Source organism: Cryomorphaceae bacterium (assembly GCA_017798125.1).
Classification (GTDB): Bacteria; Bacteroidota; Bacteroidia; order Flavobacteriales; family ECT2AJA-044; genus ECT2AJA-044.
This window is the reverse complement of the sequence record CP059070.1, coordinates 2,489,547-2,504,774: the sequence shown is the minus strand read 5'-3', so window position 1 is coordinate 2,504,774 and position 15,228 is coordinate 2,489,547. Positions and strand designations below refer to the sequence as shown.

Here is a 15,228-nt window from a genome sequence, read left to right as displayed (position 1 = left end):
TATGCCGAACCATTCCGTAGAGCAAAAACTCGATGCCTTTGAGCGCCTTTTGACCATTATGGACGAATTACGCGAGCAGTGCCCATGGGATCGAAAGCAAACAATGGAAAGTCTGCGTCATCTCACTATTGAAGAGACCTATGAGTTGGCCGACGCTATTCTTGATGCGGATTTAGAGGAAGTAAAAAAGGAGTTGGGCGACCTCATGCTCCATATGGTTTTCTATTCCAAGATCGGCGATGAAAAAGGCTCATTTGACGTTGCGGACGTCCTCCATTCCGTTTGCGACAAACTCGTCGAGCGCCATCCCCACATCTATGGAGATATTGATGTGCAAGACGAAGAAGAAGTCAAGCAGAACTGGGAAAAGATCAAGCTCAAAGAAGGCAAGAAGAGTGTCCTAGAGGGAGTTCCCAAAAGCTTGCCCGCTCTAGTCAAAGCCTCACGAATTCAGGATAAGGCGCGCGGAGTCGGTTTCGATTGGGACAATAGGGAGCAAGTCTGGGATAAGGTCCAAGAAGAGATTGGCGAATTCAAAGCTGAGGTAGATGCAGGAGATGCCACGCGCATGGAAGGGGAATTTGGCGATCTGCTCTTTTCCCTGATAAACTACGCCCGCTTCATTGATGTGAATCCCGAAGATGCATTAGAGCGCACCAATAAGAAGTTTATACAGCGTTTTCAGCATATGGAAGAGGCCCTACGGGCCGATGGCAAATCCCTCGCAGACATGACCCTATCGGAAATGGATGTTTATTGGGAAGCCGCGAAGAAGTAAGGCGAAGGAGCGCAACGATCAGCATAAAATCATAGTGGATGAAAACACAAACGGCGGGTAAAAACCCGCCGTTCGTGACATTAACCTAAACTGAATCTACTATGAAAAGAAAACTACTCCTTTGTTGGGGCCAAGCTCGACTTTCTACAGGACAAATATCTTCTGTATTTGTCACCCGTAATTAGCCTTAAAAAGAACGATTTGTTAAATCGAATCAGAGTGCTTGGCTAACTGCTCTGAAATTCGGTGCAAATATAAGGGTAAAATTACAATAAACAAGACTTTGAGTGAAAATATCACTTTTCATTCAAAAATTCCCTAAGTAATTGATAAATAGACGTATATGTAAAGACTATTCAAAATAGACTCCGCTTATGGTTAAATAAACCAAAAGTATTAACCTTAACTTAACGCAGATTTATAAATTATACAAGGCTGAATTGAGGCATAATTTCTAGATTAAAGCGTTGGATTAATCGGAAGTTGGCATGTGAATCGCGTTCCTCTTTCTAAAGGCGTGTAAATCAGCTTACCCCGATGCGATTGTAGTATGCTCTTGCTCAGGGAAAGCCCAATTCCTGAGCCCTGGTCTTTCGTCGAATAGAAGGGGATGAATATTTGACTCCGCTTGTCGATATCAATCCCGGAACCATTATCATCCACTTGAATGGACCATTGCTCACCATGAGCTTCCAAATGGATGTCAATCTCTCCATCCTGCTGACCGGTTAAAGCTTCGTTGGCGTTTTTCACCAAGTTTATAAGGACCTGCTCGAGTAAATGTGGGTCATAGAAGGCGGTCTTGTTCCGCGTGATGAGTTGTGTATTTAGCTGGTTGCCGTTTCGTTGGCAGAGCTCTTGAAGAATGGGCTCAATTTCCTTCCACCACAAAGCGAGATCATTGTGTTCTGGTTCCGGTCTCGGAATTCGGGTCAGTTTTCGATAGTCGTCAACGAAGTGTAGGAGACCTTCTGACCTTTTGGAAATGGTTCTTAGACCTTGAGATAGATCCTCGAGCTGTTCGTCATCGAGGTCTTGAATTCTTTTACGATTGCCGTTCTCCTCGTCTCTAAGCATGCTGTCGAGAGTCTCGCTCAAGGATGAGATGGGTGTAACCGAGTTCATGATCTCATGCGTTAAGATTCTGATGAGCTTGTGGTAGGCCTGAATCTCTTGCCGTTCAACTTCGTCTTTGATTCCTTGAAAGCTGATTATGGTGTGTTCCGAATCGCCAAGGCGAATCTTTCCTTTAAAAGCAAGCTGAGGGCTGTTGACCACGCTTCCCTCGATCTCAACGGCTCGTTGTTCGTTAAAGGGGATTTCTTCCATGGCCTTGGTCCATCGCGGTCTTCTTTCTGAAATCATGCTCCAATCCTTTAGCGCCGGAATGTCGAGGATGTCCCGCGCCGCACTATTCATCAGATGAATATGACCCAATTCGTCATAGCTCAAAACGCCGGAGTTCAGGTACTCCACAACCTGGGCGAGTTGCTGGTAATGCTGTTCCTTCTGAACCTTCACTCTCTTGTAGGCATCAATGATGGTATTGAGCGAACTATGTAGTTCTTGAAATCCACTTCCTTCGTTTTTTTCGCTGAAGTGCAAACTGAAGTCGTTGTTTCGAATGCTCTCAAAGAGCCGGGTTAATTCTCTATTGGTTCTGCGAACCAGTCGAAAGAGTTCAAGGACCTGGAAAATCACGACAACCAAAAGGAGAAGTGCGGTCATGTATAATCCGCGGACAGAATAAAAGTAAACGGCTCCCCAACTGGCCAGCATGAGCAAGACAATTCGAAATACGATGCCCAAATAGTGTTTATTGAAGGTCATGTTTTTCCATTCTTCTGTACAAGGCAGCCCTTGTGATTCCTAGATCTTGAGCGGCCTTACTGATGTTTCCCTGGTGTTTTTCAAGGGCTCGTTCAATAAGCTTTCCTTCGGCCGCCAAGAGGTTGAGTTCTTCGTGTTCGGGAGCGTTATCCGTCCGGTTCGACAGCGATAAATCTCGCGTTTCGAGCCGATCCCCTTCATGTAGGATTAATGCGCGCTCTATGGTGTGCTCTAGTTCGCGAACATTGCCTGGCCAACGGTACGATTTAAGTCGTTCCCAGGCCTCTTTGCTGATCTTGGGAGCCTTCTTGTGATAGCGCTTAGAGAATCGATCCATAAAGTGATCAACCAGTAGCCCTAGGTCTTCCGCCCGTTCCCTCAAAGCGGGCATCCGCACTTCAACCGTGTTGATTCGATACAGGAGGTCCTGACGAAACTCATCTTTGCCGGCCATCTCGTACAATGGCATATTCGTGGCAGATACTAATCGTATGTCAACTTTGACGGGCTTTGAGCTGCCCACACGTGTGATTTCTCTGTTTTGCAAGGCACTGAGCAACTTAGCCTGTAGGGCGGGAGCGAGGTTTCCAATTTCATCTAGGAACAAAGTGCCTCCATGAGCCAATTCAAACCGGCCTATTTTATCTTCTTTGGCGTCCGTAAAAGCGCCTTTGACATGCCCAAAGAGCTCGCTCTCGAATAAGGACTCGGGAAGTGAGCCTAAATCCACAGAGACGAAAGGCTGATCCTTTCTATTCGAGTGTGCATGTACCGCACGAGCAGCCATTTCTTTACCCGTGCCGTTTTCACCCAGAAGGAGCACGTTGGCATCCGTCTCCGCCACCTTCTTGATGGTTTCGAACACCTTTTGCATGGGCAGGGATTCGCCCAAGAAGTCATTTTGGTCGGCTACTTGAGCTTCACTAAAGGCTTGATTGGTGGTTTTGAGCTGATCGACCTCCTTCTGGGTACGGTTCATACGCAAGCCTGCGAGTAGAGTGCCGAGCAGTTTTTCGTTTTTGAAGGGCTTCAGAATGAAGTCAAAGGCTCCGTGTTTGATCGCTTTCACGGCGAGCTCAACTTCTCCATAGGCCGTCATTAGGATAACCACGCTCGAAGGTCGAACCTCTACAATTCGGTTGAGCCAGTACATTCCTTCTCGACCGTCATCTTCTCCGGCCCTGAAGTTCATGTCGAGCAGAATCAGATCGACTTCATCCGTGTTTAGGTGCTCGGTAATACGGGTTGGTGTGTCTTCACAGATGACCGTTTTGAAGTGCTGCTTTAAAAACAACTTCAATGAGGTCAATACATCGGGGTCGTCGTCGACCACCAAAATACGAGCGTCTGTTTTCTTCATTCCATTGTCCTATTTTGAACAGTCAAGTGTACGAAAACGTACACAATTCATTCGTTAAAGCGCTGTTAAAAATTGTTAACGATCACATTTACAGGTGTATAGGGTTCGTGGCATGCGTATTGCCGTTATTGGGCTGAATCGAACCTATGGATAAAGTAATTGAAAAGAAAAAGTGGCCGATGAAACGCGTGCTGCTTTATATCGGCATAGCATCGGGAGCCTTGTTACTGGTCTACTTACTGATCATCAGCACCAATGACAGAACACTTACGATTGACCGGGACAGGACTTCCGTAGCTACCGTCGAACGCGGCTTATTCTTTGACAACATTCCCATCAGTGGGAATGTGGAACCCCTAAAGTCCATCTTCATCACTGCGGCAGAAGGCGGTAATGTCGAGGAAATCTTTGTCGAAGACGGTGCCATGGTCACCCGAGGGACTCCATTGATGAGGTTGAGCAATGCTAACCTGATGCTCGACTTCATGAATCGCGAAACGCAAATCATTGAGCAAATCAACAACCTGAGAACGACCCGGCTCACCATTGAACAGAACAAGCGTACGCTAAACGATCAGCTCATTGATATTGATTACCAACTCAAGGAGGCGGAACGTCAGTTCCGAATGGACAGCACGCTATACCGCGATTCGGTCATCGCTGGAAATCAATTCGAAGCCTCGCGAAACAACATCCAATACCTCAGGCAGAAAAGGGCCTTTACCAAGCGTAACATCGACCGAGAAGAGGCCATTCAAGAATCCCAATTGACGCGCATCGATCAGAGTATTGAGTTGATGGAGCGGAATCTCGACGCCATCCGTCAAAACTTAGAGAATTTGACCATTAAAGCTCCGCTCGACGGTCAACTGACAGGGTTTAATCACTACCTCGGCGAAACCAAGCAACGAGGCGAGTCCCTAGGCCAGGTGGATGTGACCGATGGATTTTTGGTTCGCTGTAATATCGATGAATACTACTTGAATCGGGTTCGGACGGGTCAAACGGGCACCTTCCCCTTTGGCGGTAAAACGCACGAACTGGTGGTCACCAAAGTATTGCCTCAAGTCTCCAATGGACAGTTCCAGATCGAAATGAACTTTCCGGATTCAATGCCTTCCGGAATCCGAAGAGGGCAAACCCTTCAAATTCGTCTTTCACTGAGCACCGAAGTGGAAGCGGTGATGGTGGAGCGCGGAGGGTTTTATCAGAGCACAGGCGGGCAATGGGTCTTTGTATTGGAAGGAGAGAGCGCCTCACGGCGCGATGTCGAACTCGGCCGCCAAAACACCGATTACATCGAGGTGCTCAGCGGCTTGGAGCCCGGTGAGCAGGTCATCACCAATTCCTACGCCAATTACGGAGAGGCTCAGCAACTCGTGTTTAAATAAAGAAGGGATTGACCTTGCATCGTGCCGTAGGCACAGAGTATTAGAATAGAAGAAAACCACATAACTCAGAACTAAGTATTCGCATATGTTGATTGATGTTAAAAACCTACAGAAGAAGTACCGAACCGACGAAATTGAGACGACTGCGCTCAATTCCATCAATGTTGGAATAGAAGAGGGTGAATTTGTTGCTATTATGGGCCCTTCCGGATGCGGAAAGTCCACCTTTCTAAACGTGCTCGGTCTACTAGATACGCCCGATGGGGGAACCTATACGTTTAACGGGCAGGAAATGACCCAACTCAGTGAACGCCAACGTTCCGTGGTTCGGAAGAACAATATTGGATTCGTCTTTCAGAGTTTTAACCTGATCGATGAGTTGAGCGTCTTCGAGAATATTGAATTGCCGTTGATTTACTTGAAGGTCTCGGCGTCTGAGCGTAAAGAACGTGTGGATCGCATCTTGGAACGAATGGGAATTGCCCACCGAGCCAAACATTATCCTCAACAGCTCTCGGGAGGTCAGCAGCAGCGCGTCGCCGTGGCTCGAGCATTGATTGCAGATCCCAAAATCATATTGGCCGATGAGCCGACTGGAAATCTCGATTCAGCGCACGGTAACGAGGTCATGGACTTGCTGAGTGAATTGAATCAGGGGGGAACCACTATTGTCATGGTAACGCACTCGGCTCACGACGCGGGCTATGCATCGCGCATCATTCGTCTCTTGGACGGTGAAGTGATCGCCGAAAACAGCGGTAAAAAAGCTGAAGAGATCCTCTGATGTTTGGGAGTCGCATCAAATTGGCCTTCCGTCATTTGTGGAAGGAACTGGGCTTTACGAGCATCAACATCTTTGGTCTAGCCATTGGATTGGCAGCGTCTTTGGCCATTTTCATCTATGCGGGCTACCATTTCAGTTTCGATCGTTTTCACGAAGGCTCTGATCGAATCTTCCGAGTGCTTACTATTGATCGGGCACTTGGGGTTAGCTCCTCCGCAGTGGGTATAACCACTCCAGCCGCTGGCCCTGCGGCCTTTGAACGCGTCAGTGGAGTTGAAGCACAAGTGCGCTTTATGCAACAAGGTCAGAACTTGCTGCGCGCAGGGGATCAAACCTTTTTCGCCGATAATTTTGCCTTTGTCGATAGCAATTTCTTCAGCTTCTTCAACTTCCCTCTGGTACAGGGAAATCCGGAGACGGTTCTTCGAGAGCCCAACAAGGTTTTGCTCTCCGAGTCTTTGGCTGCAAAGCTCTTTCCCGATACGGACCCAATAGGGCAACAGATTGAAGCCGCTCATACCGCAGATCCGGTTCAAATTCAAGGAATCTTCGAGGACCCTCCCGCCAACAGCCACTTGGACTTTGATATGGTGGTGAGTATTCTGCCGGTAGCCTCGGACACCAACACCGCTCAGTTTTTACAGACCTGGACCTCTATCGCCGCACCGACCTATGTGCGCTTAGCGGACGCCTCGGACTGGGAACGCGTGTTGGCAGACCTAAAAGAAATTGGCCGAGAGAACGACTACGGCAATGAGGGAGATAATTTTGACTTAACCATGCAACCTCTACTCGAGACTCATATGTACTCGACAGAGCTTCTTTTCGACAACCACAACAACCGAAAAACAGATTTCGGTCAAATTCGGAATCTGTTATTGGTGGCTATTTTCCTTTTACTCATAGCCGCCTTTAATTTTATGAATCTCAGTACGGCACGAAGCGGTAAACGCGCTCGAGAAATCGGCGTGCGTAAAGTGCTGGGTGCCCAACGCAGTCAACTTGTCGGGCAATTCCTTTTGGAGTCCGTCCTGCTCGTTTTCTTTGGATTCCTGGTGGCTCTGGCCATATTGGAATTGCTCGGCGAGTACGTGGGCATCAACGTGCCTTCGGGTTTCGTAAACTACTTCATGGGGCATAGAGAGCTTTGGGGATACAGTCTGTCCTTAATTCTCATCCTCGGCCTGCTCAGTGGACTGTACCCCGCCTTTGTTCTATCTCGATTTGATCCCGTTCACACTTTAAAGGGCAATGTGCAGAGTCAATCTTCGGGTAAGTGGTTGCGTCGCATCCTCGTGACCTTGCAGTTCACGGTTTCGGTTGCTGTGATCATCGGTATGCTGATTGTCCGACAGCAAGTGGCTTACATGAATGCCAAGGATATGGGTTTTGACAAAGACTATGTGCTCACCTTGAACCTAAATTCTCAATCGGCCTTTGAAAACGCCCAGACCTTGCGGGATGAACTCACCGAGGTAAAGGGAGTGGAAGGGGTTGCGTTTACCAATGCTCTCCCCGGAACAGGGTATGGCAGAACCTCCATTACTCCTGAGGGCTATACCGGCGAAGAAACCTGGATTTTCAGTATTACCGGCGTGGGTTATCGCTTTGCCGAAGTTCTCGGTCTCGACCTGCTGAAAGGTCGGTTCTTCGATGAAGAACATGCTACCGATGCATGGGAAGCCATTGTTTTGAACGAGGCTGCGGTGGAAGCCATCGGCTGGGATGATCCAATCGGCAAGACCATTGAACTGGGAGGTCGACCTCGAACAGTGATTGGAGTAATCAAGAACTTCCACTACGTGGGCTTGAGATATCCCATTGAACCCTTGATGCTGGCTCCTCTTCAAAATGCTGGAGGAACCATTGCGGTTAAATTGAAAGCGGATCAAGCCTCAGCAGCCATTGCTTCCATAGGAGAAGTATGGAAAGAGGTCAATCCGTCGGATCCCTTTGAATACGAGTTTTTCGACGAGGAATTCCAGCAACTCTTTACCGATGACGAGCGATTTGCCCAGGTGCTTTCCAGTTTCAATTGGTTGGCCATTCTCATTGCCTGCCTCGGGTTGTTGGGCTTAACGGCCTACACGGTGCAGCAGAAAACCAAAGAGCTGGGGGTTCGGAAGGTCCTCGGCGCTAGTATGTTCCAAATGCTTTTGGTCCTCAGTAGAGAATTCTGGTGGATGCTATTGGTCGCCAATATCATTGCCATTCCAATTTCCTACTACTACATGAGTCGATGGCTCAGTGAATTCGTTTATCGCATCGATCTCAACTTTTGGCCTTTCCTAGTGGCGGTGGTGGCCTCTTTCATGGTTGCTCTGGTCACAATTTTGACTCAGGCCCTCCGGGCGGAACGCATTGACGCCGTTAAAGCGCTGAAATACGAATAGTCATGTGGCAGAATTACCTCAAAACGACCATTCGATCCTTGGTGCGTAACCGGGTCTACGCCCTCGTGAGTATTTTGGGTTTAGGTCTAGGCGTTTCTTGTGCGATTTTGATTGCACTATATGTGTCGGACGAGCTGAGCTATGAGTCCATGCATGAAGACGTAGGGCGAATATACCGGGGGTATGTGGACTTAGAAATGGAGGAAATTCTTCATGCAGGTGTCAGTCCCATGGCATTAGGGCCAACTCTTGTCGCTGATTATCCGGAATTTGAAACCTTCTCGCGCTTCATTTCCGCCGGGAACGAAGTGACCGTTCGCGTAGAAGATCAGATTTTCACAGAAGAGCATTTCTGGTTCGCGGACAGCTCCTTTTTCCAAATCTTCTCCTTTGACCTAATTGCTGGAGATCCCAAAAAGGCCTTGGTGGCGCCTAATTCTGCCGTTCTAACTCGATCTACGGCCCTCAAGCTTTTCGGGGACTTGGACGTTCTGGACACCACCATACGCATCAATAACAACTTTTATACGGTGACTGGGATCGCAGAAGATCCCCCCGCACAAACGGAAGTCTATTTTCACACGCTCCTTTCCCTCAGTACGTGGCCCCAGCAAACGGTAGAACAGGCTTCCGGTGACTGGTATTGGTTGATTTCATACACCTATTTTAAAACCCATCAGGCCCTTCGGGCCGATGAAAGAGACCGCATCATGGCCGACTTCAAGGAGCGGTACGTGGTTCCCTTCCAGGAGACCAACGGTCTTGAGCAGGACGCGCAATATTTCTTGAAACCCTTGGAAGGTCTGCACTTTTATCGTGCAGCTGAGTACGACCATCCCAAAGGGAACCTGAGCTACCTCTATATCTTCGGAATCGTGGGACTTTTCATCGTCACCATTGCCAGCATCAACTTTGTCAACCTCTCTCTGGCACAAAGTGGGAAACGCTCTCGAGAAGTGGGGATTCGTAAGACGCTAGGCGGAAGCAAGGACGAAATTCGACGTCAATTCTTGGGAGAAAGCCTCTTGGTTGCCTTCTTGGCTACCTTGCTCGGACTTGCCCTAGTCGAGGTTATGATTCCAACCTTCAACAACCTCGCGAATAAAGAATTCACCTTTGGCAGCCTATTTCAAATGGAGCTATTGGTGTCGATACTCGCCTTATGGCTGGTCGTCGGACTATTGAGCGGTGCCTACCCGGCCTTAGTTTTGTCTCGATTTGACCCGGTTCGCGTGCTCAAGGGGCATCTTCCTCAATTCGGTCGAATAGGAGCCCTGCGTCGTTCTTTGGTTGTTGTACAGTTTGTCTTCAGCCTTTTGATGATCGTCGGGACCATCGTGGTCTTTCAGCAAATGAACTTCATGCGGAATCGAAACCTCGGTTTTGACGGGGATCAAGTCCTCGTTCTTCAATTGCCCCGGGACACTGCGGTGACCAATCGAGGAGCTTCACTAAGATTGGAACTCGAGCAGCTGCCCCAAGTTCAAGAAGCCACCTTGTCGACAAATTTTCCGGGCCGAACTGTAGGTGAACTCTTGTTTCGAATAGAGCAAGAAGGCGCCCTTAAAGAACGAGGCATCAAGTTTATGGCCGTCGATGAGCATTTCTTGGATACCTATGGCATTGAGCTCCTTGAAGGACGAAATTTTCGGCGCGAAGGGGGAACAGATGCCACCCAAGCTTTCATCATCAATCAAACAGCGGCGGAGCGATTTGGCTGGAATCAAGAAGCCATAGGGAAACGTATGCAATGGGGCCTAATGGCCAATGATTCCGCAGCCAATGACGGCCGGGTGGTTGGAATAGTCGAAGACTTCCATTTTGCTTCCTTACACAACCCCATCGAGCCCATGGTTTTTCGCTATCACCCCGGAAACAGTAGGCTCTTAGCGGTGAAGATTCAATCGGATGACCTGGCCTCCGGCATGAAATCGGTCGAAAAGGTCTGGGACAACATGAGTGGGGGTTATCCCTTCGATTATGAATTTGTCGACGAAGAATTCGATGCGCTCTACCGGAGTGAAGAGCGAATGTTGACCATTTTCGGATACTTCAGTTTTATCAGCATCTTCATCGCCATCCTAGGCTTATTTGCCCTGTCCTCCTTTACCATTGAGCAGCGAATCAAGGAGATCGGCATCCGAAAAATCCTCGGAGCCTCTGTGGCGCAAATCATTCGTTTGATCTCTAAGGACTTCATGCTCCTGGTCGCTATAGCCGTCCTCATCAGTTTACCCGTTTCCTACGTGTTGCTGCAGCGTTGGCTTCAAGACTTCGCCTACCGTATTGAACTTTCCATTTTTATACTCCTAATCTCAGCCGGACTGGCCTTTTTACTCGCGTTTCTGACAGTGGGTTACCACAGTTTCCGGGCCGCACGGGCCAATCCGGTCAATGCCCTACGTTATGAATAGATCAGTCCTATTACTCCTTTTTCTATGTGTTTTTAGTGCCTACGGCACGATAGCCAAAACCGCAGAGCCCGTTGGTTACAAGGTTTCCTTTGACCTCAATCACTTGGTCGAAGACCGCCTCACCATAACCATGGAAACACCCCAGGTCCATACCGATGAAATCGAGTTTCAAATGCCGAAGATTGTCCCTGGAACCTACGGAATCAGCGACTTTGGACGTTTTGTTTCGTCTTTCTCTGCCTTGGACACCAATGGTCAGCCCCTTCCCGTGAAGCAAATCGGAACCAATCGCTGGGGAATATCAGGTGCGCAAGGACTCGGCACCCTTTCCTACCAAATCGACGACACCTTTGATGGTGAGCCGGGCAAAACGGTCTTTGAACCAGGTGGTTCCAATTTTCAAGCGGATACCAATTTTGTGCTGAACCTCTTTGCTATGGTCGGATACCTGGAAGGTATTGAGGACCGACCTTTTGAGTTGACCATTGCGCATCCATCGGAATTATATGGAGTCACGGCCTTAGAGGTCGTGGACCGAAGTGCCGACCGTGATCGGTTCATGGCCAGTGATTACTTTACTATGCATGACTCCCCAATTATGTATTCGGCTCCCGACACGGCCTCTGTTCAAGTGGCCAATGCCCGAATTGAGGTGATGGTCTATTCTCCAAACGGACAGTTGAATGCCCGCGAAGTCATGGACCGCAACAAAGACCTCTTTGCTGCGGCAGCGGAATATCTGGGCGGAACTCTACCTGTAGACCGCTATGCTCAATTGATCTATCTATGGGACGGTCCTACCAATTCAGGTGGCATGGGTGCTTTAGAGCACAGTTACTCCACGGTTTTCTCATTACCGGATCTACCGGATTCCGTGATGGGCCAAGAAATTCAAGACGTCACCGCGCATGAATTCTTCCACATCGTAACTCCTTTGACGATTCATTCTGAAGAGATCCACGATTACAACTGGATTGAACCTCAAATGTCTGAGCACTTGTGGCTCTATGAAGGAGTTACCGAGTATTCCGCCCATCATATGCAGGTAAAGGCCGGTTTGATTTCCGAGCAAGAGTTCTTGGAGACGATGCAGGAAAAAATGACGCAAAGCACCACTGCCTATGATGATCAGGTTCCCTTTACCACGATGAGTGCCCACTGTTTGGATGTATATGCAGGTGAATACGGGAATGTATATCAAAAGGGTGCGCTGATCGGAATGGCCTTGGATCTCCAATTACTTCATTGGAGTGAAGGAGCATATGGCCTGCAATCCTTGATCAAGGATCTTCAGGACCGATACGGAGCTGAAAAAGCCTTCAAGGATGAGGAGCTATTTGACGCTATAGCCGAGTTGACGTACCCCGAGATCCGTGAATTCTTTACCCGCCATTTGGAGAGCTACGAGGCGCTGCCATTTGAAGAAGTGCTGAATTATGCTGGAGTGAGCTACCAGGCATCTGTACCTAGCACGACCATCACGTTTGGGAAAATCCCTCTGGGCTACAACCCAAATACAGGACGTCTATTCATCGCTAGTTTGGACGATGCCAACGACTTCGCGGCCAACATGGGATACCAGGTTGGAGACGAATTCATCAGTATTAACGAATTCGATTTGACCAATGTGCAGATGGTAGGAAGCCAAATAGATGCTTGGCGAGCGTCCACCTCAGAAGGGGATAAGGTCAAGATCGTGGTCGCTCGAAAAAGCGGTGAGGAGTTCGAAAATGTCGTGCTTAAGGGTAAGGCTATGGAGGTCGAAACCAGTGATGATCACGTAGTGCAATTCGTTACGGAACCCACGCCCGAACAACAAAGAATTAGAGATCACTGGTTGAAGGATAAAAAGGGATAAGCTATGTGGCGGAATTACCTCAAGACGGCCTGGCGAAGCCTTCTTCGCGATAGGCTCTACACGATTATCAATTTAGTCGGGCTCACGGTTGGGCTCATCAGTTTCGTGTTCATCGCGCTGTACATCAGCGATGAGTTGAGCTATGACCGATACCACAGCCAGGCAGATCGCACCTACCGTCTTTGGGAAATTCTAGACTTTGAAGGAGCCGGAGAAGAGAGCTCCAGCATGCAGTTTCCAGTGACTCCAGCACTCCTCAATGACTACCCTCATCTCATCGATGATGTCGTTCGATTCTTCAATTTTCAGCGGCCCGTTTTTACCATGCAGGTCGAAGATCTCAAGTTCAACGAGGAAGGTATTTTCTTTGCGGATTCCGGAGTTTTCCGAGTTTTTGACTGGCCACTCATCGGCGGGGACCCCAAGGTTATGGGGCAACCGAATATGGTAGTGATCAACGAGGAATTGGCGGAAAAATACTTCGGAGACGAAGACCCTATAGGAAAGGATGTAATCATTGAGGGGGGTATTCAGTTGAAGGTCGGTGGCGTCATGAAAGATGTTCCTGCGCAATCGCATTTCCGTCCCAAAGCCCTCATTAGTTTTATTACCCTCAGGAACTTTATGGGTAACCCCATTGGAGGGAATAATTGGGTATGGAATCCGTGCTGGACCTACGTCATGCTTCAAGAAGGAGTCACTCCTGAAGAACTTGAAGGTCAATTCCCCTCTTTCATTGAGAAATACTACCCTGAATTCATGGCTGGTCAGACCTCGTTCTACCTGATGCCGCTGGCTGATATTCACTTGGAATCGCACTTGGAGTACGAGATCCGACCAAATCACGAGCGTTCCTACTTGTATATTCTCGGTGCTATTGGGTTTATCATACTCCTTATCGCGGCAACGAATTTCACCAACTTGGCAACGGCAAGGAGTTCTCGTCGGGCCCGAGAGGTAGGCGTGCGGAAAGTCCTTGGCGCAGAGCGGCAACAGCTCGTAGGTCAGTTTCTTTCCGAATCGATTCTTTTAACCTTGATTGCGGTCATACTCAGCCTGGCCCTAATTCAGATTCTTTTGCCTGGATTCAATGGAATGGCTTCCAAGGAATTGGCCTTTGCAACTCTGTTCGAACCTCTGAACCTCATTTTCATTCTGGCCAGTGCGCTCTTTTTGGGAGTGGTCGCAGGGCTGTATCCTGCCGTCTTTTTAAGCGGATTTCAGCCCGTTAAGGTGCTGAAAGGCGGAACCCCTGGAAAAGGAAAACAAGCCTTCAGGAGAGTGCTTGTGGTTTTACAATTCACCCTTTCCGCTGCACTAATTGTCGGAACCCTTATGGTCAATCGACAATTTCAGTTCATGCAGAGTCAGGATCCGGGATTCAACGAATCCAATGTGATTGTCATGTCGACCAAGCAACAGATTCTGCAGCAATTTGAAGCGTTTCGCACGGAGGTGCTGGCCGATGAGAGTATCGAGAAGTTTACCATCATGAACGATATTCTCGGCGAGGACCACAACGTATTCGAGTACAACTACGAAGGCATGCAGCCGGACAAGTGGCAGTATTTACCCTCATTGATCGTCGATGAGCACTTCGTATCCACTATGGGGCTGGAAATCGTTGCGGGACGTGACTTTAACGAGGATATCAAGTCGGACGACACCGCCGCAGTACTGGTCAATGAGACCCTAGTCCGTGAAATGGGTTGGGGTACTCCCGAGGAGGCCCTGGGCCAGCGAATGACCACTCCTAGGGGTCAGGAGCGTGTCGTCGGTGTGCTTAAAGACTTTCACTACGTCTCCTTAAATGAGCCCATTCGACCTTTTGTTTTGGATATGATCAAAACCCAGGGGTTTTGGGTTCAGGAATTTGCGGTGCGCGTCAAACCGGGAATGGATCAGCGCGCCATTGACCACCTTGAGGAGGTCTGGGGGAAATTTGGCTCTCAGTTCCCCTTTGAGTACTTCTACCTTGAAGACCGCCTGGACAGCCTTTATCAAGGACAGAATACCCTACGCGTATTGGTGGCACTCTTTAGCCTTGTGGCTATCGTTATTTCCTGTATTGGTCTCTTTGCTTTAACCTCCTTAAGTGTGGAGCAGCGTACCAAGGAAATTGGAATTCGCAAAATTCTAGGAGCAGAAGCGGGTTCTTTGATTCGCTTGATCGCTAGAGAATTCCTTTCACTGGTCTTGATCGCCTTCGTCATTGCTATCCCGTTTGCTTATTGGGCACTGAACAACTGGCTCAATGGATTCGCTTATCGGATAGACTTCAGTTGGGGTGCAGTAGCCGTTGCAGGACTGTTGTCCATAGCAATATCTGCCCTTACGATTAGTTATCACGCTTGGAAGGTTACACGAACAGATCCAGTGAAGAGTCTACGGTACGAATAGTATCTTTGCGCCATGGCGCA

9 protein-coding genes are annotated in these 15,228 nt (G+C 48.7%); 7 read left to right on the top strand and 2 right to left on the bottom strand.

The features are described 5' to 3' along the window. The first annotated feature begins 1 nt into the window (after position 1). On the top strand, positions 2–778 hold the full coding sequence (mazG, locus tag HZ996_11075) for a nucleoside triphosphate pyrophosphohydrolase (protein QTN39656.1): 777 nt from the start codon (positions 2–4) through the stop codon (positions 776–778). 459 nt (positions 779–1,237) lie between these two features. On the opposite strand, the gene HZ996_11070 is transcribed toward mazG, so the two are convergent. After that, entirely contained in the window at positions 1,238–2,608 is a 1,371-nt protein-coding gene (locus HZ996_11070) for a hypothetical protein (protein QTN39655.1), read from the bottom strand. Further along, the gene (locus tag HZ996_11065) at positions 2,595–3,968 is read right to left on the bottom strand and encodes a sigma-54-dependent Fis family transcriptional regulator (GenBank protein ID QTN39654.1); all 1,374 of its coding nucleotides are present in this window, start codon (positions 3,966–3,968) and stop codon (positions 2,595–2,597) included. Before HZ996_11065 ends, HZ996_11070 begins: the two co-directional genes overlap by 14 nt. A 146-nt stretch (positions 3,969–4,114) precedes the next feature. On the opposite strand from HZ996_11065, the gene HZ996_11060 reads away from it, so the two are divergent. The 6 genes from HZ996_11060 (at position 4,115) to HZ996_11035 (ending at position 15,208) form a co-directional block, all read left to right on the top strand. Beyond that, on the top strand, positions 4,115–5,359 hold the full coding sequence (locus HZ996_11060) for an efflux RND transporter periplasmic adaptor subunit (GenBank protein QTN39653.1): 1,245 nt from the start codon (positions 4,115–4,117) through the stop codon (positions 5,357–5,359). A gap of 88 nt (positions 5,360–5,447) precedes the next feature. Then, positions 5,448–6,143, top strand: coding sequence for an ABC transporter ATP-binding protein (locus HZ996_11055; protein ID QTN40045.1), 696 nt, complete (start codon positions 5,448–5,450; stop codon positions 6,141–6,143). Further along, positions 6,143–8,536, top strand: coding sequence for an ABC transporter permease (locus HZ996_11050; GenBank protein ID QTN39652.1), 2,394 nt, complete (start codon positions 6,143–6,145; stop codon positions 8,534–8,536). The genes HZ996_11055 and HZ996_11050 overlap by 1 nt, the downstream gene beginning before the upstream one ends. Before the next feature lie 2 nt (positions 8,537–8,538). Beyond that, complete coding sequence (locus HZ996_11045; GenBank protein ID QTN39651.1) at positions 8,539–10,950, top strand: ABC transporter permease; 2,412 nt, start codon at positions 8,539–8,541, stop codon at positions 10,948–10,950. Further along, on the top strand, positions 10,943–12,808 hold the full coding sequence (locus tag HZ996_11040) for a peptidase M61 (protein QTN39650.1): 1,866 nt from the start codon (positions 10,943–10,945) through the stop codon (positions 12,806–12,808). The genes HZ996_11045 and HZ996_11040 overlap by 8 nt, the downstream gene beginning before the upstream one ends. 3 nt (positions 12,809–12,811) lie before the next feature. Then, positions 12,812–15,208, top strand: coding sequence for an ABC transporter permease (locus HZ996_11035; GenBank protein ID QTN39649.1), 2,397 nt, complete (start codon positions 12,812–12,814; stop codon positions 15,206–15,208). Positions 15,209–15,228: the final 20 nt, after the last annotated feature.

Bases quoted from the DNA above. Each gene is read 5' to 3' on its own strand.
- mazG (QTN39656.1), top strand. From the start codon at position 2: ATGCCGAACCATTCCGTAGAGCAAAAACTCGATGCCTTTGAGCGCCTT.
- HZ996_11070 (QTN39655.1), bottom strand. From the start codon at position 2,608: ATGACCTTCAATAAACACTATTTGGGCATCGTATTTCGAATTGTCTTG.
- HZ996_11065 (QTN39654.1), bottom strand. From the start codon at position 3,968: ATGAAGAAAACAGACGCTCGTATTTTGGTGGTCGACGACGACCCCGAT.
- HZ996_11060 (QTN39653.1), top strand. From the start codon at position 4,115: ATGGATAAAGTAATTGAAAAGAAAAAGTGGCCGATGAAACGCGTGCTG.
- HZ996_11050 (QTN39652.1), top strand. From the start codon at position 6,143: ATGTTTGGGAGTCGCATCAAATTGGCCTTCCGTCATTTGTGGAAGGAA.
- HZ996_11045 (QTN39651.1), top strand. From the start codon at position 8,539: ATGTGGCAGAATTACCTCAAAACGACCATTCGATCCTTGGTGCGTAAC.
- HZ996_11040 (QTN39650.1), top strand. From the start codon at position 10,943: ATGAATAGATCAGTCCTATTACTCCTTTTTCTATGTGTTTTTAGTGCC.
- HZ996_11035 (QTN39649.1), top strand. From the start codon at position 12,812: ATGTGGCGGAATTACCTCAAGACGGCCTGGCGAAGCCTTCTTCGCGAT.